Below are 18,721 nucleotides of genomic sequence, written 5' to 3' on the forward strand. Positions count from 1 at the left end.
GCGATAACTGTATGACGTCGGAATTATCTGGGAAAAGGGCGATTGTCACCGGGGCAAGCAAGGGCATCGGCGAAGCCTGCGCCCGCGAACTTGCCAATCTCGGAGTTCAGGTGCTTCTGGCGGCGCGCAACCTGGATGCAATCGAGAAAATTGCCGAGGAAATCCGTCAGTCCGGCGGTTCGGCGCAAGCCATGCAATGCGACGTCGCCAGTTATGACAGCGTCAGCGCTCTGGTGAAAGCCTGCGTCGATCGCTTCGGCGGTCTCGACATTCTGATCAACAATGCCGGCCAGATCGAACCGATAGCGCGGCTGGCGGATTCCGACCCCGAACAATGGACCAAGGTCGCCGACGTCAACTACAAGGGCGTCTATTACGGCATGCGCGCCGCCATCCCTGTCATGCTTGAACAAGGCGGCGGCGTAATCGTCAATGTCAGTTCCGGCGCCGCCGTCTCCGCGCTGGAAGGCTGGAGCCATTATTGCTCCTCCAAGGCGGCGGCTCTTTCCCTCACGCGCTGCGGCGACATGGAATACCGCGACAAGGGTATTCGTGTCGTCGGACTCAGCCCCGGAACGGTGGCGACCGATATGCAGGTCGCCATCAAAGCCTCCGGCATCAATCCGGTCAGTCAATTGGATCCAACAGTCCATATTCCTGCAAGCTGGGCGGGACGCGCCACCGTCTGGCTCTGCACAGAAGCGGCTGCCGGATTTGCCGGAGGCGACTTTTCCCTGAGAGATGAAGAAAACCGCAGACTGGTCGGTCTGGTCGAATAAAGATATCCTTGTTCTCCCGCGAGCCAGCGTTCGGCTTTCGGGAAGCAGGAGGAAGACTGTTGGCGGCTCAGGAAAATATCCAGGAACAGCCTTACGGCTGGGTCATCGTGGCGGTCGCCACATTGAGCCTCGCCCTGGGCTTTGGCGCGAATCTCTCGGTCACGGTCCTGATCGATCCCTTTCAAACCGAATTCGGCTGGTCACGCGCTGAAATATCCATGGCCTACACCATGGTCACCGTTGGCGCTGCTTTCGGCGGTCTGGTCTGGGGCAGTCTTTCGGATCGCATCGGCGCCAGGCAGATTGCGATACTCGCCAGCGTCACGCTGGCCGGCGCCGTGGCGGCTGTCGGCTATCAGTCCAATCTCTATGCGATATATCTTCTCTATCTGCTGATCGGCGGGGTCGGCTTCGCGGGACTCTTTACCCCGCTGCTCGCTCTGACCGGTCTGTGGTTCAGCCGGAGAAAAGGCATGGCGATCGGCATCGCCACGGCCGGCGGCGCGCTGGGGCAGGGGCTCGTACCCTACGTGGCGCGATATATGATCTCGACCTGGGACTGGCGAACGGCCATGCTCGCCCTCGGCGTCTGCTATCTCGTACTGCTGTTGCCCGCCATGTTCCTGCTCCGGCCGCCGCCGGTTCTCGTGCAATCCGGCGCGCAGGTGCGAAAATCAAATGACAATCTCTGGGGAATGCCGCATACGATCACCATTCCATGGCTGTCCATCGCCGGGGTGTTTTGTTGTATCTGCATGGCGGCGCCGCTCATGCACCTCGTGCCGCTCGGCACGGATTTGGGTCTGTCTCCGCAAACGGCGGCCGGCCTGCTGCTTGCGCTTATGGCGTCCGGTGTGGTCGGACGGATATTGTTTGGAACCATCGCTGACCGGGTCGGCGGTCTTCGCGCCTATTTTGTCGCCTCGATCGGCCAGACGGCGTCTGTTTTCTGGTTCACCCAGACGGCCTCGCTTCCGCTGCTCTACCTGCTTTCCATCGTTTTCGGGTTCTTCTTCTCCGGAGTCATGACCTGTTTGCTGATCTGCGCCAGGGAGGCTGCGCCTCTGCGCATCACAGGTTTCGCAGTCGCCATCGTGGGTATGGCGGGCTGGCTTGGCATGGGAATTGGCGGCTTCCAGGCGGGATATTTCTACGACCAGCTCGGCACGTACAGCTACTCCTACGCTTACGCCGCGGCCGCTGGCGTCATCAATCTTGTGATCGTCGCGATCCTGCTTTGGTATCGGTCCGCCAGAAGCGGAATGCCTGAGCCGGCGGGAGCTTGATCAAGTCGGTCAAAGGTTGGAGAAAGCCGGCGCGTATTCCACCGCGCCGGATGTCGCCGGAAGACGGTCTCCGTCAAGCGCCAACGCCATGAAATGCGGGCCTGCATAGGGGGATTTGAAACCGTGCGCGGCTTCGATGGAGAATCCGAAGCGATTGTAATATTCGGGGTCGCCCAGCACAAACACTCCCTTCCAGTCGGCGCTTCTTGCGTCTGCAAGCGCACGCAGGATCAATTCGGCGGCTAAGCCGCGATTTCGGTATTCCGGCAGCACGGCGACGGGCGCAAGTCCCAAAGCCTTGAACGGCGCGCGCATCCGTGACAGCGCGACAAATGCGACAGGTTTTCCATCCTCCAGCGCAACAAGCATGATTTCCGCGTCGCCACGGGACCGCAGTTGGTCGACAAGACGCGCCTCGTCGGGCCCAGGAAAGCATTGCAGGAGAATGGCTCGGACGGCTGGCTCATCGATCGGTTCTTCAGGGCGTATCTGCATGGCGGACAGCTTTAGCGGAGAGCCAGCCTCCTTTGCAATGCCCGGCAGGGCTCGCTATCTGGCGGCGGAAGCCGTGTCGACAAGACCGCTCAAGGTGAAGTCAACCACCTGATCGATATAGTCTTGCTCGCAAACGCCCTGCATTGCGAAAGGACGCAGAACCCAGATATCGCACATCGAGTCGATGAAATTAGCAGCGATCAGCTTGTTTGTCGGCCTGAATTCGCCGATTGCAATGCCTTCGGAGATGATATTCGCGATCTTGTCTACAATCTCGGCGTAGTCGTCCAGAACGCGCCGCCGCGCCGACGGAGATAGCGATTTCAGCTCGCGGTTCATGACGCCGGATCCCTTCCTCACGGATCCGTTGACGTGAATCAGGCAATTGATCACAGCCTTCAGCTTCTCCGTCGGCGGCAACTGAGCTTCGAAAACCGGCCTCGTGGAAATCCGGATACGTTGACAAAGGTGATGATATATCAGTTCAAGAACTTCTTCCTTGCTCCTGACATATTGATACATTGTCGGGACGTGCATCGAAGCTTCGCGGGCGATTTCCCGCATGGTGGAAGCTGCAAAGCCCTTTTTGGCCATAACGCGGCAAGCCGCTTCGGCGATCAGTTCCCGCTTGTCGCCTGGCGCCGCTTTCTCGGCTGCTGGCGCGGACGCCGGAGCCTCTTCCGGCTCGGAAACCTTCAATATTTTCACGGCAGGTTCGTCGTCGCTGGTCATCGACACAGACATTCGCGCGATTTGGCGAGCGTCCCGTGTTTCGGCGTGCAACTCCCAGGTCGCCACGCTGCCGCGTCGATCCATGAGACGCGCGGTAATGTCAAATTGCTCACTTGTTGCAACACAGGAGTTGTGAAGCACGAAATCCAGTACCGCGAATCCGTGCATGCATTCAGCTGTGCTGACGAGATCTTCGGCGCAGGCGACGATGGTGGAGGTCATGATCGTCTCGGACGATTGGTAGTCGGAGACACGATAGGTTTGCTTGATGCGCGTTCCGGCGGTGCTAAGCAAGTTCATGTCTTTTCCTCCACTTTGGCGGATAATTCGCTCAACTCAATTCGCGCGCCGCCCTTTCGATGAGCAGTTTCCTGTCCGGCTTGTTTGTTCCGGCAAGAGGAATCGAGTCGACAAACCGGACATTGCGCGGATGGGAGAAAGCAGGTCCATTCGCGATCGTAAAGGCCTTTATGTCATCCTCGGTGAGGTTTGCGCCCTCACGCAAAACAACGAACGCGAACGGCGCCTGGCCCTTCAATTCGTGTGGAGCGGGCACGACGCTTGCCTGATGGACGCCGTCCATCATTTCTATCAGTTTCTCGACCTCTCCCGGCCAGACATTCTCTCCGCCAACGTTGAACATGTCGTCCGCGCGACCGAGAAAGTAGTAAAAGCCGTCATCGTCGCGGCGCATCAGGTCGCCGCTTCTGTACCAGCCGTCCTGCAGAACTTCGCCGGTTTTTTCGGAAAGATTGCGATACCCTTCCATCACCATGGGGCTTCTTACGTAAAACACGCCCTGGTTGGGTTCGTCGCTTTCGAGGAGTTTCGTTTCCACGCCGCTTAAAGGGTATCCAAGCGAAAGCGCCGGGCGCGGGACGCCGTCAGGATGCGGGCCGAATGGAGAAGGGCCTCCTTCGGTCGTGCCGTAGCTGTTGTTGATTACTGAAGCCGGAAACATTGCCTGCACTTTGTCGATTAACGCTTGCGTCAGCGGGGCGGACCCCATCGTTACATTGGTGACGCTGCTGAGATCGATATTGCCCAATCGTTCGGATTCCCTGGCCACCATCGCCAGCATCGTCGGAACGGAGGTCAGCCAGGTCACGCGATGATCGCCGATCGCTTTGGCATATTCGAGAGCATCGAAAGTCGGCAGAAGGACGACGCTGGCGCCCACCGCCAGAGCCGATTTGGCGCTGATGGTGGCGTTCATGTGGAACATCGGCGCGGCCACAATGTAACGATGATGCTGTTTGTCGTCGCCGGCCTTTGCGACGTGGTCGATTGACCACCGCTGTGAGGCGTGCGACAGCAACACGCCCTTGGGCAACCCTGTGGAGCCGGACGTGTACAGGATCATGGCCAGTTCCCGCCCCTGGGGTTCGAACGTTTCGAACGGTCCGTGGTCGAGCAACGTCTCGAAGCCATCATCCCGGTGAAGGCTGAACGCCTGAACGCCTTCGGGAACCATCCCTGCGAAATCGGCCTGGACAAAGGCCGCCTTTATCTCCGAATCCTGGAAAATGTGGTCAATCACTCTCTGCGCAAGCTTGAATGACATTGGAACTGCGATCATTCCGGCGCGCATCACGCCGAAATACGCGCTCAGGAATTCCCGGCTGTTCTGGCCGATCAGACCGACGCTGTCTCCGGCGACCAGACCTTTCTTGATCAGGCCCCGGGCTACGGCGTCGGCCTCGCGATCGAGCTCGATGTAGCTGGTTTCGCGTTGCCCGGCAGGTTTTGCAGGTTCTATCAAGGCAATCTTCTCGCCGAACGCGCCGGCGTCAAAGCATTTTCCAAGATTCCCGGACGACATAGCTGAATGCCTTTCTACTTACTGTGGTACCGTGAGGACGACCTTGCCCGTCACCTTGCGATCGTGCAGGTCGCGCATGGCGGATTGAACGTCGGACATCGGAACGACGCGATCGATCACCGGATCCAGTTCCCCTTTGGCGATCATGTCCAGCATCCTTTCATGATCGGATTGCCGCCAGCCATTCGACCCGATGATCGTTTGCTCGAAAGACCAGATATAGCGAATATCTGTTTTGGGATCATAGCCCGCCGTCGCGCCGCAGGTGAGAATGCGTCCATCGCGCTTAACGACCTTGAAACACTCCGCCCAACTGTCGCCGCCGGAATAGTTGACGCACACGTCTACGCCGCCTGTCGGTCCTTTGGTGCGCGGTTTCCCGAACTTGTCTATTACAAAGTCGACATAGCTGGTCTCGCTGGCGTCCACCACGTCGTCCGCGCCTATGGCTTTGAGCTTTTCCGCCTTGTCCTTGCTGCTCGTCACCGCGATCACGTGGCAACCAGCCGCCTTGGCCAACTGGATGCAGCACGTGCCGACGCCGCCGCTTGCGCCGAGTATCAGTATGCTCTCCCCGCTTTTGACGCCGCCCCTTGAAAACAGCATGCGATAGGCGGTCGCATAGGCCGTTGGCAGGCATGCCGCCTGAACGTCGGTCACGTCGTCGGGTATCGGCAGGATCTGGCTCTGGTCGACGGCGATGAACTCGCACATTCCGCCTCTCAGCGTTTCGCCCATCATGCCGCGATCATTGCTTGGATTGATCGCCACGCGCTGCCCGAGAGAGAATTTGCTTTGATCGACGTCCGGTCCGAATTCGACGACTTCCGCTGATATGTCTGCGCCCGGAATCATCGGAAGAGGGGTGCGAAGTCCCGGAATCCCGCGCATCACCATCGGATCGAATCCATTGAGGGAAACCGCCTTGACGCGAAGCAGCAATTGTCCCGGACCGGCTTCGGGCTGCGGAATTTCGGCTTCCTGAAGGTTTTCGAACGGTCCGTGTTCGTTGAAGACAATTGCGCGCATGGTTTATCTTCTCCCTAAATGGTTTTGATTTGTTCTTTGTTCAGGCCGTGTCTCAAGACTTCCCCGGTTTCCGGGTGAAACACGCAGAAATCCGACGGGTCGATATTGACATGGACGAGGCTGCCTTCAGCGACGCTGTCCGGGACCCGTCCGACCAGCCTGAGCTCAAGCCCGTCCGCCACCTGCAGATGGCATTCGTCTTCGAGCCCCAGTGGTTCCTTCAAGCTGAGTGTGGCTTCCAGCAGCGCTTCATCGGCCGGAACGAGCTTCAAGGCCTGAGGTCGTGCGCCCAGTCTCACCGTTGTCAGTCCTGACAGAGCCTGTGCGTCTTCCCGTGAGATCGGAACGGATACTCCCGACCAGCTCAGACGCGGCGCGTCGGTCGGCCCCTCGAGGCTGGCGTCCCATACGTTCATCGCCGGCGTGCCGATAAAGGTCGCCACGCTTTCGCGCGCCGGATAGCGAAATACGCTCCTTGGCTGGTCGACTTGGACGGCTTTTCCGCCTTCCATGACGGCGATGCGCGACGACATCGTCATTGCTTCGACCTGGTCGTGCGTCACGTAAATGATCGTCGAGTTGATCCTGCGGTGAAGGCGCAATATCTCGCTGCGCATCTCGGTGCGAAGCCGTGCGTCGAGCGCCGAAAGCGGCTCGTCAAGCAGCAGAACCTTCGGTTCCCGCACGATTGCGCGGCCGATGGCGACGCGTTGCTGCTGCCCGCCGGACAGTTGCACCGGCTTCATCGCCAGCTTGTCGCTGATGGACAGCAATTCCGCCGTGCGTTCGACCCTCTCGTCGATTTCCTTTTTGGGCACGCGCGCGACCTTGAGTGAATATCCGATATTCTCCCGGATCGACATATAGGGAAACAGCGCGATGTCCTGGAAGACCATGCCGATATCGCGGCCTTGCGTCGGAATTCCGGTGACGTCCTCCTTGTCGAAAAGGATTCGACCGCTGCTGACGCTTTCAAGGCCGGCGATCATGCGGAGCGTCGTCGTCTTGCCGCATCCCGACGCCCCGACAAATGTGAAAAATTCGCCAGGGCCGATCTCGAGGGACAGGTCATCGACGGCGTTTATCGACTTTGCGCCTTGGGAGAAGGTCTTGGTTACATGTTCAAGGGTAAGTCCGACAGACATTTCTAACCTTTGTTATTTGCCGATTGCGAAGCCGCGCATCAGGTAGCGCTGCATCAGGAACACGAGGGCAAAGGTGGGAAGCGACACGATCAGCGAAGAGGCCATGATCAAGCCCCAGTGGATGGCCGATTGCTCGACGAACGTGGCGAGGCCCACCGGAAGCGTGAACATGCTGATATCGGTTTGCAGGATGAACGCGAATGCGAAGTCGTTCCACGACAGCGCGAAGGCGAAAATTGCAGCCGATATGATTCCGGGCATCGCGCTTGGCAGGAGAACTTCACACAGCGCCCGAAACCGGCTGGCGCCGGATGTCCAGGCTGCTTCTTCCAGGGAACGCGGCACGACCTGGAAGTACTGCCACATGATCCAGATATTGAGAGGCAGTGATATCGAGACGTGCGCGAGTATCAGCCCGGAATAGGAGTTTCTCATCCCGAGCGTCGAGAACATCAGATAGAGCGGGATGGCGAGCAGGATCGGCGGGAACATGTAGGTCCACAAGGTCGCCGCGGCGAACAGGTTCTTGCCTCTGAAGGCAAAACGACTGAGCGCATAGCCCGCCAGCGTCGCCGCCACGACATTGATGCAGACAGCGCCGGCGGCCACGATCAGGCTGTTTTTGAGAAACGTCAGAAACTGCGTTGCGGAAAGCAGTTCGATCAGGTTCTCGAGCGAGTAGCTCGTGCGAAGCAACGGGTAGGGCGGCTTGAACAGTTCCGCCCGCGGCGTCAGGGCCGTCGTCGCCATCCAGTAGAGCGGAAAGACGACGAATATCATGCCGACGGACAGCCACATGAACCGCATCCATCGCACGACAAAATGCGCTGTCATCGGTTCACCTCGATTTCCTTCGTCGGATTGAAATACTTGAAGTAGATCAACGATACGACCAGCAGAATGACAAACATGACGAAGCAGCCAGCCGCCGCCCGCCCGAAATTGAAATCCTGGAACGCGATCTTGTAGACGTAGATCGGAAGGGTTTCCGTCGCCTGCAGGGGGCCGCCCTTGGTGATGATCCAGATCAGGTCGAACTTGTTGAACATCCAGATGCCGCGCAACAACGCGATAAGCAGCAGCGTGGTCCGAAGATTTGGCAGGGTGACGTCCACGAAACAGCGCCAGGTTCCGGCGCCGCAGCTTCGGGCTGCTTCGTAAAGGCGCGGATTGATGGACTGCAGCCTGGCGAGGATCAGCAGGACGGCGAAGGATCCGTACTGCCATCCGGTGGTCACGATGATCGATGTCATCGCCACGTCCAGGCCGCCGAAGAAGTTGATGGGACGCTCCACGACGCCCCAGGAAAGCAGGATCTGGTTCACGACCCCGAATTCCGGATTGAGGATCCAGCGAAATACCAGCCCGATGACGATCGTCGGAAGAAGATAGGGCAGTATGACCAGGCTGCGCATGATCGCCCGGCCGCGTATCGCTTCGTTGAGCAAAAGCCCGAAGAACAGACCGAAGGCGAGCTGGAACCCGACGGAGCCAAGGGTGAACACGATGGATTTGCCAAGCGCCGCCCAGAGATCGTCGCGCTTGAGCAGCCAAAAGAAATTCTTCAGGCCGACGAAATCCATATCCGGGTTGAAGGCGGTCTTGTTGTAAAACGCGAGCGTCAGTGCGTAGATGATCGGAATATAGGCCGTCAGCAGAAGCAGTATAAGCGCCGGGCCGATCGCGGCGGCGACCCATCCACCTTCGCGGGGGCTATCTGAAGTCGACATTTGGGCTGCCTGCATTGTCTGAATAATGGGGACGGCGGCTTGTGACCCGCCATCCCGTTGCGTCGTGTCGCGATCAGAGGTCGCTCATCTTTTCACGAATCTTGTCGGCTGCTTCCTTGACGACGGATTCAGCATCCTGACCGCCGATATTCATCGCCGCGAGCATCCAGCCGCCGAGACTGTCATTCTGGTAAAGACCGACATATTTGTTCAGCTTGTCGCCATCCCAGTAGTATGGCGCCCGGCCTTTGCCCCAGATGCTGTCGAGGAACTCGAGCACGTCCATTCGCTGCTGGATGACGTCGTTATCCATATAGGCTTCCGAATTCAGCACTTCCTGCTTGGCGGGGATGATGTGCAGCGGCACGGAGTGCAGCCACTCGATATAGGCGGGGTGGTTCATGAAGAACTTCACATACTGCTTTGCGCCGTCTTCGTTCGAGCCTTTGCCGACGTGGAAACCCTGAACCGACAGATAGTAGTTGTCCGTCGCCTTCGCGGGCAGCGAAATCGGCTTCGTCAACGGCGCGAGATCAGGCGCGTTCGACATGGTCTGCTCCAGCAGGCGCGCGCCGACGTAGTAGCTGTTGGCGACGCGTCCGGTGAAATACTGACTCATCAGGTCGCCCCAGCTGTAGTTCGAGCCTTCCGGCGCAAACTTGTGAGCCTTGTTCAGGAACTCAAGCGTCTCGACCACCTTGCCCATATTGTCGCCCTGGTCGAGGTAGACTTCATACTCGCCGTCATCGCCCATTTTGAACCAGTGAGCGTCGTTCTTCTGCATCATGGTCTCCATGAGCAGGTGAGACGCGCCGCTCTGGGCGGAGGGGACGATATTGCCGTACATGGCGGGCGGATTGTTCAGTTTTTCGCTGACCGCGAGGTAGCTGTCCCAATCAGCATAGGGGTCCAGACCAGCCTCGTCGTAAAGGTCGGAACGATACCAGCCGTAGACGAATTGCTGGCTGGTGGCGACGGATCGATCGGCGCCGTCGACCACGAGGCGCAGATTGTCGGGAATTCCAAGATCCGTCACGAGATCGCTGACATCCGCAAGCTGACCCTGAAGCGCGACCTCCATTGCCGAACCGGCGCCGTACCAGACAAGTTCGGCTGGCGTTCCCGAGGCGATCAGCGTCGCAACGCGCTGGGCGATGTTCTCAAATCCCGGATACTCCATGGTGACTGATATGCCGGTTTCGGCTTCGAAGTCGGCGTTGATCTTGTCGTAGACGGCCTGCGCCTTCGGATTGGATTCCTCGCTGACAAACGTGATTTTCTTCGCATCCTGCGCCCAGGCCGCCCGCGATATGATCGAGGGCGCTGCCAAACCCAGCCCAAGATAGGCGCTGCTGCGCAAGACGCTGCGACGCGACGTTTTCAATTGGCGAAAAACTCCCGGTAATTCTGTCTTCTTGGTCATCGCATTTTCTCCTGTACGTGGTTGCTGGAATTTCGAACGGATTTGATCGGGGAAGAAAATTTGCGCGCGCTGCGGCCCGTTGCGACCGGCTTCCCGGACAGGTCATGGGCTTCGATGTCGATTGCGGGCGCGACGGAGGCGTTCACGTGAGCAACACCTCGCCTTTGGGCGTGTTCAGCCGACAGAGAAAGCCGGCGGTGTTCGAACGGATGACGGGGACGTCGACGCCCAGGGCCTCATAGATATGCCGAAGCCGCTCCGCCTCGGGGTGAAGCGCCTGAAATTCGACCAGCGAACATCCGGTCGGCGTGGTTTTCCAGGGATGCTCGCTGTCCATCCAGTCGATGAGAAACGGGATCATGTAACCCCAGGTCGGATCTTCGATATAGATTGCGCGCCAGCGCACGAGCACGCCGTCTTTTCTGACGCGTTGCATCGATGTCGGCGCGGATACCGAAAGTCCGAGTTCGCTTGCGGTTTCGAAATAGGCGTCGAGATCGTTTCCCGATACGCCAAACGCGTGCAGGGCGGGTGTCGTGATCGCGGAAATATGTTTCGCCCGCGGGCCAAGCGTGCCTTGAGCCGGATCGATCGAGATTATTTCAAAGTAGCAATTCACGCCAAGAGAAACCAGCGTATTGCGGGTGCCGTTTCCGTCGTGGCTGCCGCCATTGCCCGGCTTGACGCCAGTGGCGTGTTCGAAAGTCTCGTTGCCGCTGTCAATGTCGGCGCAAGCCCACAGGACATGGTCTAGAGGGTGGTGGAGCAAAGATACGCTTTCCGTAAACGTCGTATTACTGAACGTTCAGTACGGTGTCATTTTTGAGCTAAACGTGTCAAGTGCCTAATTTGCGCTATCGCCACTGGCGGTGGCTAAATATTGTGCAAGCGGTCGGATTCCACTGTAAATCGAAGCGTCCATCCGGTACGGAAAACAGCCATAAGGCGCGTCGGAACAACGGTGACAGAAAAAGAATTTCGCAATCGGGGTCGCAAGAGGCAGCGCTTTCCTACTCGCATTCACACGAGTGTGCGACTATGGCTTTGCCAAGACCCGGACGGCGAAACGTCGGCCTGTCCGCAAGGTCCAGCATTCTGAAAGAGGAGCAACGAGTATGACGAATTTGAAAATTGGCGAAGAAGCCCCCGATTTCGAGGCCCAGACCACAAAAGGCGCGATCCGGTTTCACGAATGGCTTGGAGATTCCTGGGGCGTTCTTTTCTCGCACCCAAAGGATTTTACGCCGGTCTGCACGACCGAACTCGGCCAGATGGCGCGTATCGCGCCGGAATTCGAAAAGCGCAACGTCAAGGTGATCGGCCTCAGCGTCGATCCGGTCGACAACCATGCGAAATGGGCGGAAGACATCGAGGAAACGCAAGGCTTCATGCCGCAGTTTCCGATGATCGGAGATCCGGAACTGAAGGTCGCAAAACTCTACGGCATGTTGCCGGCAGAGGAAGGCTCCACGTCGGAAGGCCGGACAGCCGCCGATAACCAGACGGTCCGCACCGTCTTCATCATCGGGCCGGACAAGAAGATCAAGCTGATGCTGATTTACCCGATGACCACGGGACGCAATTTCAACGAGATCCTGCGCGTGATCGATTCCATGCAACTCACGGCGGCGCACAAGGTGGCGACGCCGGCCAACTGGGAAAATGGCGAAGACGTCATCATCGTGCCGGCCGTGTCGGACGAGGAAGCGAAAGCCAAATACCCGGATGGCTGGAAGACCCTGAAACCTTACTTGAGGGTCGTCGCGCAGCCCAAATGATCCGTCTTTGAACGGGACTGTCTTTTGGGCGGCGCCGTAACGCGCCGCCCAAATCATTCAAGCGTCCGCCATCCATTTTCCGGCGCCATCGGGAACCAGCCGGGGGACCTCGAACACGCTGCAGACTTTCTGCGAAAGCCCTGTTCGGGCAGAGTCCAGACAATCGACCCAGCGACGGGTCTGCAGCATGGCTGCAGCCAGAACGACCGGTTCGCCCGCGCTTTTTTGCAAAAGACGATAGCCGGAGGCCATCGATGCGCCGGTGCTGATGACGTCGTCGACGAGCACGAAGCGCCTGTTTTCCAGAAGCGGCAGCATGCGCGGATCGATATAGAGCCGTTTTTCCTGTCCGGGGCTGGTGATCGAGTTCAAAGGGACCGACAGGGCAATGTCGTACCAGAACTTTCTTGACGTGCCGAGCGGCACATAGCGGTCATGGCCGAGTTTGCGCGCCGTTTCGGCGGCGAGCGTCAGACCCAGCGTCGGCATTCCGACGATCACCTCCGGTCGGTGGACTTTCAGACGATCAGCCAGGGCTTCGGAAAGCGCATCCACGACTGCAAAGGCGGCCTGGTTCAGGATGAGGGAGGGCAGGGCCTCCTCTCCGCCTGAACGAACGCGCACCGGCAAGGCGATCTGGCGTCCATCGGGCAACGCTGCGGGATAGAGATCGTCGAACCGGGCCTGCCGCGAGCAGTCCCATGTCCCCGGTGGCTCGATTGTCTGCCAGAAATCTATGGCGTGCATGAGTGGTTCAAGGTCCTGTTCGTCGCTCATTTCCGATACTATGTTTTCGGGACTATTCCTACGGAGTGATACATGCCGACCATTGACGCCATACGCGATGACCTGCCGTTTCTTATCGACCTGCGGCGTGATTTGCACGCCCATCCCGAACTGGGCTTCGAGGAGGAGCGCACGAGCGCCATCGTCGCCGACATTCTGGAGGAGGCAGGCGTCACCGTTCATCGCGGGCTCGCCAAAACCGGCGTCGTCGGGTCGCTTCAGGTCGGCGAAGGCAACGGCGCAATCGGCTTGCGCGCCGACATGGATGCGCTCGCCATGCCGGAAAAGGCGGACCGACCTTACAAGTCGACGATAAACGGCAAGATGCACGCCTGTGGGCATGACGGGCACACGGTGCTGCTGCTCGGGGCCGCGCGCCATCTGGCGAGAACGCGCAAATTCTCCGGCACGGTGCATTTCATCTTCCAGCCGGCCGAAGAGGGAAGAGGCGGCGCCAAACGCATGGTCGACGAAGGCTTTTTCCGTCAGTTTCCCTGTGACGCGGTTTTCGGTCTGCACAATATGCCGGGCTTGGCTGTCGACGAGATGGCCGTCGTGGCCGGTCCGCAACTGGCGTCCTCCGACAGTTGGCGCGTCACGTTCAAAGGTATCGGCACGCATGGGGCGAAGCCGCATCTCGGCCGCGATCCGGTGACCGCCGCCGGTCAGTTCATCACGTCGCTCCAGACGATTGTCGGCCGGGTGGTCGATCCGCTGCAGCCGGCTGTCGTGAGCGCCTGTTCGGTGCAGGCGGGCGATCCGGAAGCGCTCAACGTCATACCGGATATCGTCGATATCGGCGGCACCGCGCGCGCCTACACGCCCCAGGTTCGCGATCAGCTCGAGGAGGAAATCGGACGGCTGGCCCGGGGCGTCGCCATGGCTTACGGCGTCGAGGCGGATTACGATTTTCAGCGGCGCATACCGCCGGTGGTCAACAATGCGAGCGCCGCCGAGGTAGCGCTGGATGCGGCGCGGGACGTCTGCGGTTCGGTGCGCACGCAGTTTCCCCCATCCACCGCCGGTGATGATTTCGCGTTTTTTTCGGGCGAAGTTCCAGGCGCCTATGTGTGGCTCGGCAACGGGCCTGCAAAAGACGGCGCATTGCACCACAACACCCGATACGATTTCAACGACGAGGCCATCATCACCGGCGCAAGCTTCTGGGCGCGGCTGGTGGAGCGGCGGCTTCCGGCCTGAAACCGGTCCAGCGCGCCGGTCAGCTTTCGGACGCGACTACGAGGCCTTCCGGACATCCCGCCTCAATTCGCGGCGCATGCGTCAAGAGGTCCTTCAGCGGCTTCAGCGCGCCGTCCCGCCGCAGATCCTCGACGCGCGGTAGCGACAGTTCCGCTTCCACGATGACGTCTCCGGATATTCCATGCGCCTTGCCGCATACGAGCTTGAAGCGCGAACCGGCGCGATGGCCCAGCGTCGCATCCAGTTTTTCTTGGATGGTTTCCACCTTCAGCATTCCGCCAGCCGCGTCCCGGAACAACGGTTCGAGGACACCGCTGACCTGTCCAAACAGATCTTCGATGTCCTCGAAATACTCGTCCTGGCCAACGCCCGAGCAACTGCCGTGCTTGAGCCACTCATAGGCCAGGTTTTCTTTTCGCGAATAATGCGGCAATAGCCGGTCAAACATGGGCTGAGCGATATCGACCGGCGGCAATTGATCGAGGTGGCCGTGCTCGGCCGCCAGCTTTTCCTTTTCGGGAACTTCGCAATAGTCGTTTTCGTAGGGCTGCGGCCACAGACCGTGAATGATCAACTGGTCGCCCAGTCGGGCGAGGCGCCCGCTGCTGCAGCCTTCATTCTCCGGATCGGTCTTGCAGAAAGCCGGCGCCCAGTTCAGCGTGAACACGCTGCTTTTGCTGAGCGCTGCTTCCTCCGACCGGCGCATAGTCGCGCTCGACTGCGTGTCGACGACAAATACGCTGAAAATCACGCAGGCGGCGGCCACCGTCAGAAGCCCCGCCGATAGGCCCAAAACTGTCAAATCCTGGCGTGTCAGCGCCTTGTCTCCGCGTGGTCGTCAAGGCACATACTATCGGCGAGGTCCCGAAATAAAACAAGCTCTGCGCTATGCTGATATGAGGGACGTGTTGCTTTCTTTGCGCTACAACCAGGTGCTAAAGAGGGTGAAACGGGAGATCCTGATTTGCGAGGCGGCTCATGAAGCGCATCGACCCCTGGTTCGAGCGGGCGGCAAAAAGCGAAGACAAGCTGGTTTCCTTCTTCCAGTGCGTGGTGACCGGTTCCATGGGACGCTACTTCCTGTACCGGTTGCGCAATGTGGTCATTCTCGACACGTTGATGTTTGTGGCCCGGGCGGCCGAATTTCTCCTTGTCTACCGGCTTCTCGGTCATGTCGACGCCTTTATCGTTCTCGCGCTCCGGGTCGGCTCGCTTCTGGTCGACGGGGCCTGGTGGGGATTTCTGGAAGTCATGCGCGAGCGCCTGCGCGATCTCACCGAAGAGGGGCGGTCGCAGGAAAGAGATCAGGAGGTCGGCAACTGGATAGCCCTGACGGGCCTGGTGGCGGCAACGTTCCTGTGCGCGGCGATCCTCTTCATCGTTATCGAGATATTGCCGTTGGAAGGCGGCGCCATCGTTGCGATCTACAGTTTCTTCATCTTCCTGCAGACGGTCGCCAAATTGCCGGTCACCACGATTCATTCCGGCATGTACGCGACACGGCGCATATTTCGTCCTAGCTGGTCGATCTTTGCGCCGCTTGTCATCCAGATCGCAATTCTTGCGATCGGATACGCCATTTTGCCCACCGCGGCTTTGCTCCTCTCCATCCTCGCCGCGTCGGTAGCCTCAATCGTGCTCGGTCTGCGCTATACGCTGAGAGTCTATGAACTGTCCGGTCGCACGTTGGGGTCGGTCCTGAAACCGGTCGGTTTTTCGACATTCCTCAAAGGCCTGCCTGCGGGGCGGGCGGCGCTTTCCCTGCTCGCGGGTTTGTGTCTCCAGCTCGACGCGATCTTTGTGCTGATTCTCCTCGGTTCCGTGTCGGGAAGCGCGCGCGAGATAGATTTCACCGCCGCCGATCCGGCTTGGCACATAATCAATGCGTTCGCCTTCTTCTATCTCCTGCTTCCGGCCCTGACCGGCAGCTATAGCTGGGCAAGGGTTTTCTATTTCGATTTCGTGCGATTGCGCCGGACGGAGGAATATCACGCGTTACGTCGCTCTTTCTTCAAGCGCGTCATCATCACGGCAATGATGATTGCAACCTGGTTCTGGCTTCTGGGCTTCTCGCTTGGTGTGCTGCAAATGATTGATTTCTCGTTCACATTGCAGTTGGCGCTGTTGCCGCTATTTCTGCTGCGCTCCTTGATCGGCGTTTACCAGTTCCGCATGTTTGCGGACGAGCGACTCCTTTCCGTGGTTGGCAGCGTGGGCCTCTTCGCTCTCGGTTTGTGGCTGGTATGGCTTGATCCGCAGCCGGCTTCCGATTTGCTGGAAGTCACTGCGGTCATGATCGTCGTGCTGGTGGCCCTCATCAATCTGCATCACTTCAGAAACCGCAGGCAGGTCTTGCCCGTCCAGCTCGATCTGGCGGCATGGTTCGAAACGCTGCGGGCGGTTGAGCGACCTGTCTTCGTCGGCGAATTGCGGTTTGCGCCGCACATTCCCGAGATACAGCGTCGTCAGGTGATCAGCGCCGTTCGCGCGCGGCTTTCCGGACACGGTCATTACGCGTTCCGAAATCAGGACTCACTCCTTTTCTTTCACCGCGATGTGGTGAAGGCGCAAGATCTGGATATCGATCTTTCCGTGATGTCGGGCGGCGCAACAGCCGCGACGCGCCACGGCGATCCGGTTTTTTCCGACGGCGTGTCGGCCGCAACCGTCCTGCTGTCGCGCTGGCCTGACATGCAGCAACAGGTCGCGCGACGCCCGATTGATGAACAGAAATCGCTCTTCACAGCGATGTTCGAAAATGGCGGCTTCGTCGATCTGGCGACCGGGGAGGGCAGCGTCGGCATGAAACGCCTCGATCCCGGTATCACACGGCTTGCGCTGACAACCGGTTTGAAAAGTTACAGATATGGAAAGCACGCCGCCATGATCCGCGATCATGTGCTGGTCCCTGTGCTTTGCCAGGGCGCGCTGCGCTTACTGCTCGTGCTGCCCCCGGAAGCGGGCCGGGACGCCTTGAAGAGATGGCGACAATCCCTGGCGCAGCGCGCGAGCGCCACTGTCGCAGAACAGAAGCAAACGGTCAGCGCCGATGGTTGAGCCGGTCGATATCGAGGCAAGTCTTCAGGACCGATCCGTCTATGAGGCGGAAATACTGAAGATGTTTTCCAAGCGCGTGCGAAGCGGTCGAATAGCTGCGGACGCGGCGCCCGGCGTGAGCTACTATCGCGCGGCCGCCGACCGTCGGGCGCTGGCGTCCCGGATCGCAAAGACCATTGCCGCCGGAGAGTATCGCATAAGCCCGGTGGCGCTCTGGTTCCTGGAGCGCCACGGCAAGGTTCGGCCCGCGCATCGGCCTGTTTTCGTCGATCAGGTTGTCGGGGCGGTGCTGTTCCAGTTGCTGACCCGCAACGCCCGCGCCTATGGCCTGCCTGGCGTACATTCCTATCTGCCAGGACGCAGCAATCTCTCCGCAGCGATTGGATTTTCAAACTTTATCCATCGGTTTCGCAAGCAGGCGGGTCCAAGACCGCCGGCGCTCCACGTTCTCAAATCCGATTTCAGCAAGTTTGGCGAGTCCCTGCCCATGGGGCCAGCAGCGCCGCTCTGGAAGACGATGCGAGAGGTGGCCAATCTTGGAAATCCGCGCGGCGACGTCAATGACCAAACCTGGTCCCTTATCGTTGATCTGGTTCGACCGGTCATTAAAACTCCGGATGGATCGTCCTTCACGCGCACGCACGGCGTCTCTATGGGCACGCCGCTGACGCCGTTGGTGTCCAATCTGTCGGTTCATGAAATGGACGTCTACCTGAACGGAGTCGAGGGCCTCTTCTATGCGCGTTACAACGACGACTTCATTCTGGCCCATGCCGATTTGCAGACGCTGAAGCAGGTGGACGCCGATCTGGAGCCGATCCTCGCCCGACTTGGCGTCAGCAGGAAGATGGAAAAGGAGCGCCGTGTGGCGCTTTGCGGAAACGGAATGCCATCAACAGCCGATCCGGCCTATGAAGGTGGCGCCAGCATTGATTTTCTTGGTATTTCGATTGCCTACAACGGTGGACTAAGTCCTGCTCCACATCTGCAGGCGCGTTTCGTCAAACGCATCTGCTCCAGGATTGACGGACTGGCGGCGGGGTTTGCCGGAGAAACGTCCTCGGACAGGGCGCAAATTCTCGTCTCGGCAACCAATGTGATGCTGGATATCGAAAACCCTTTCGCCGCGCCGGGTCTGGCGACGGTTCTAAGGGTCGCCTCAAATCGCGGCGCCTTGAAGGATATGGATTTCAGGATCGCCAGAAAGATCGTCCAGGCCGCTACAGGCCGTGCGGGAAACAGGGGATTTCGCCAGATACCGCCCAAGCGTCTGCGTGAGGAGATGGGACTCGTCTCTCTCGTCGCGTTGCGCAACTTGCGCCGCTAGGGCTTGTTGGATAGGATTTGTTCGGGAGCGCGTTTCCCGCGGCGACGCGGAGGACTGCCTGTGGAACAACAGAGGCTGCGGCTTTCGGTTCCTTTTTTGCTCTTTGATACCACGCGCTCCCGCTTCCTCGAG

Annotated in this window: 17 protein-coding genes; 6 read left to right on the forward strand and 11 right to left on the reverse strand. The window is 59.2% G+C overall.

What is annotated here, in order from left to right; genetic code table 11:
* Positions 1-11 precede the first annotated feature (11 nt).
* Complete coding sequence (locus K1W69_RS21680; RefSeq protein ID WP_220230523.1) at positions 12-779, forward strand: SDR family oxidoreductase; 768 nt, start codon at positions 12-14, stop codon at positions 777-779.
* Positions 780-838: 59 nt separating this feature from the next.
* Entirely contained in the window at positions 839-2,065 is a 1,227-nt protein-coding gene (locus K1W69_RS21685; protein WP_220230524.1) for an MFS transporter, read from the forward strand.
* Positions 2,066-2,074: 9 nt separating this feature from the next.
* Here the strand turns inward: K1W69_RS21685 and K1W69_RS21690 are convergent, their stop codons facing one another.
* From K1W69_RS21690 to K1W69_RS21730, 9 genes are all read right to left on the reverse strand, one after another.
* On the reverse strand, positions 2,075-2,560 hold the full coding sequence (locus K1W69_RS21690; protein ID WP_220230525.1) for a GNAT family N-acetyltransferase: 486 nt from the start codon (positions 2,558-2,560) through the stop codon (positions 2,075-2,077).
* 54 nt (positions 2,561-2,614) lie between these two features.
* Positions 2,615-3,592 carry a TetR/AcrR family transcriptional regulator gene (locus K1W69_RS21695; RefSeq protein WP_220230526.1) on the reverse strand — a complete coding sequence of 326 codons (978 nt, stop codon included), beginning with the start codon at positions 3,590-3,592 and terminating at the stop codon, positions 2,615-2,617.
* Positions 3,593-3,623: 31 nt separating this feature from the next.
* The gene (locus K1W69_RS21700) at positions 3,624-5,114 is read right to left on the reverse strand and encodes a class I adenylate-forming enzyme family protein (RefSeq protein ID WP_220230527.1); all 1,491 of its coding nucleotides are present in this window, start codon (positions 5,112-5,114) and stop codon (positions 3,624-3,626) included.
* A gap of 18 nt (positions 5,115-5,132) precedes the next feature.
* Positions 5,133-6,143, reverse strand: a complete 1,011-nt coding sequence (locus K1W69_RS21705; protein ID WP_220230528.1) for a quinone oxidoreductase family protein — start codon at positions 6,141-6,143, stop codon at positions 5,133-5,135.
* A 14-nt stretch (positions 6,144-6,157) separates the two neighbouring features.
* Positions 6,158-7,288, reverse strand: a complete 1,131-nt coding sequence (locus tag K1W69_RS21710) for an ABC transporter ATP-binding protein (RefSeq protein ID WP_220230529.1) — start codon at positions 7,286-7,288, stop codon at positions 6,158-6,160.
* Positions 7,289-7,300: 12 nt separating this feature from the next.
* Positions 7,301-8,122, reverse strand: coding sequence for a carbohydrate ABC transporter permease (locus tag K1W69_RS21715; protein ID WP_220230530.1), 822 nt, complete (start codon positions 8,120-8,122; stop codon positions 7,301-7,303).
* Positions 8,119-9,018 carry a carbohydrate ABC transporter permease gene (locus tag K1W69_RS21720; RefSeq protein ID WP_220230531.1) on the reverse strand — a complete coding sequence of 300 codons (900 nt, stop codon included), beginning with the start codon at positions 9,016-9,018 and terminating at the stop codon, positions 8,119-8,121. The genes K1W69_RS21715 and K1W69_RS21720 overlap by 4 nt, the downstream gene beginning before the upstream one ends.
* Positions 9,019-9,091: 73 nt before the next feature.
* Complete coding sequence (locus tag K1W69_RS21725; protein WP_220230532.1) at positions 9,092-10,441, reverse strand: ABC transporter substrate-binding protein; 1,350 nt, start codon at positions 10,439-10,441, stop codon at positions 9,092-9,094.
* Between the two features lie 142 nt (positions 10,442-10,583).
* On the reverse strand, positions 10,584-11,210 hold the full coding sequence (locus K1W69_RS21730) for a VOC family protein (protein WP_220230533.1): 627 nt from the start codon (positions 11,208-11,210) through the stop codon (positions 10,584-10,586).
* 346 nt (positions 11,211-11,556) lie between these two features.
* Here K1W69_RS21730 and K1W69_RS21735 point away from each other — a divergent pair, with 346 nt between their 5' ends.
* The gene (locus K1W69_RS21735; RefSeq protein WP_220230534.1) at positions 11,557-12,219 is read left to right on the forward strand and encodes a peroxiredoxin; all 663 of its coding nucleotides are present in this window, start codon (positions 11,557-11,559) and stop codon (positions 12,217-12,219) included.
* A gap of 57 nt (positions 12,220-12,276) precedes the next feature.
* On the opposite strand, the gene K1W69_RS21740 is transcribed toward K1W69_RS21735, so the two are convergent.
* Positions 12,277-12,996 carry a phosphoribosyltransferase gene (locus K1W69_RS21740; RefSeq protein ID WP_220230535.1) on the reverse strand — a complete coding sequence of 240 codons (720 nt, stop codon included), beginning with the start codon at positions 12,994-12,996 and terminating at the stop codon, positions 12,277-12,279.
* Between the two features lie 42 nt (positions 12,997-13,038).
* Here K1W69_RS21740 and K1W69_RS21745 point away from each other — a divergent pair, with 42 nt between their 5' ends.
* Positions 13,039-14,205: a M20 aminoacylase family protein gene (locus tag K1W69_RS21745; protein WP_220230536.1), complete on the forward strand. Its 1,167-nt coding sequence runs from the start codon at positions 13,039-13,041 to the stop codon at positions 14,203-14,205.
* 19 nt (positions 14,206-14,224) lie between these two features.
* Here K1W69_RS21745 and K1W69_RS21750 read toward each other — a convergent pair whose 3' ends face one another.
* Positions 14,225-14,998, reverse strand: coding sequence for a ribonuclease T2 family protein (locus K1W69_RS21750; RefSeq protein ID WP_220230537.1), 774 nt, complete (start codon positions 14,996-14,998; stop codon positions 14,225-14,227).
* A 185-nt stretch (positions 14,999-15,183) separates the two neighbouring features.
* Between K1W69_RS21750 and K1W69_RS21755 the strand changes: the two genes are divergently transcribed.
* Together K1W69_RS21755 and K1W69_RS21760 are read left to right on the forward strand one after the other, a co-directional pair.
* The gene (locus K1W69_RS21755; protein ID WP_220230538.1) at positions 15,184-17,262 is read left to right on the forward strand and encodes a hypothetical protein; all 2,079 of its coding nucleotides are present in this window, start codon (positions 15,184-15,186) and stop codon (positions 17,260-17,262) included.
* Positions 17,255-18,589, forward strand: a complete 1,335-nt coding sequence (locus K1W69_RS21760) for an RNA-dependent RNA polymerase family protein (RefSeq protein ID WP_220230539.1) — start codon at positions 17,255-17,257, stop codon at positions 18,587-18,589. The genes K1W69_RS21755 and K1W69_RS21760 overlap by 8 nt, the downstream gene beginning before the upstream one ends.
* Positions 18,590-18,721: the final 132 nt, after the last annotated feature.

The sequence above is a fragment of the Flavimaribacter sediminis genome (assembly GCF_019492055.1).
GTDB classification, from domain to species: domain Bacteria; phylum Pseudomonadota; class Alphaproteobacteria; order Rhizobiales; family Rhizobiaceae; genus Flavimaribacter; species Flavimaribacter sediminis.

Bases quoted from the DNA above. Each gene is read 5' to 3' on its own strand.
- K1W69_RS21720 (WP_220230531.1), bottom strand. From the start codon at position 9,018: ATGTCGACTTCAGATAGCCCCCGCGAAGGTGGATGGGTCGCCGCCGCG.
- K1W69_RS21695 (WP_220230526.1), bottom strand. From the start codon at position 3,592: ATGAACTTGCTTAGCACCGCCGGAACGCGCATCAAGCAAACCTATCGT.
- K1W69_RS21710 (WP_220230529.1), bottom strand. From the start codon at position 7,288: ATGTCTGTCGGACTTACCCTTGAACATGTAACCAAGACCTTCTCCCAA.
- K1W69_RS21740 (WP_220230535.1), bottom strand. From the start codon at position 12,996: ATGAGCGACGAACAGGACCTTGAACCACTCATGCACGCCATAGATTTC.
- K1W69_RS21745 (WP_220230536.1), top strand. From the start codon at position 13,039: ATGCCGACCATTGACGCCATACGCGATGACCTGCCGTTTCTTATCGAC.
- K1W69_RS21755 (WP_220230538.1), top strand. From the start codon at position 15,184: ATGAAGCGCATCGACCCCTGGTTCGAGCGGGCGGCAAAAAGCGAAGAC.
- K1W69_RS21715 (WP_220230530.1), bottom strand. From the start codon at position 8,122: ATGACAGCGCATTTTGTCGTGCGATGGATGCGGTTCATGTGGCTGTCC.
- K1W69_RS21735 (WP_220230534.1), top strand. From the start codon at position 11,557: ATGACGAATTTGAAAATTGGCGAAGAAGCCCCCGATTTCGAGGCCCAG.
- K1W69_RS21725 (WP_220230532.1), bottom strand. From the start codon at position 10,441: ATGACCAAGAAGACAGAATTACCGGGAGTTTTTCGCCAATTGAAAACG.
- K1W69_RS21680 (WP_220230523.1), top strand. From the start codon at position 12: ATGACGTCGGAATTATCTGGGAAAAGGGCGATTGTCACCGGGGCAAGC.
- K1W69_RS21760 (WP_220230539.1), top strand. From the start codon at position 17,255: ATGGTTGAGCCGGTCGATATCGAGGCAAGTCTTCAGGACCGATCCGTC.
- K1W69_RS21705 (WP_220230528.1), bottom strand. From the start codon at position 6,143: ATGCGCGCAATTGTCTTCAACGAACACGGACCGTTCGAAAACCTTCAG.
- K1W69_RS21690 (WP_220230525.1), bottom strand. From the start codon at position 2,560: ATGCAGATACGCCCTGAAGAACCGATCGATGAGCCAGCCGTCCGAGCC.
- K1W69_RS21700 (WP_220230527.1), bottom strand. From the start codon at position 5,114: ATGTCGTCCGGGAATCTTGGAAAATGCTTTGACGCCGGCGCGTTCGGC.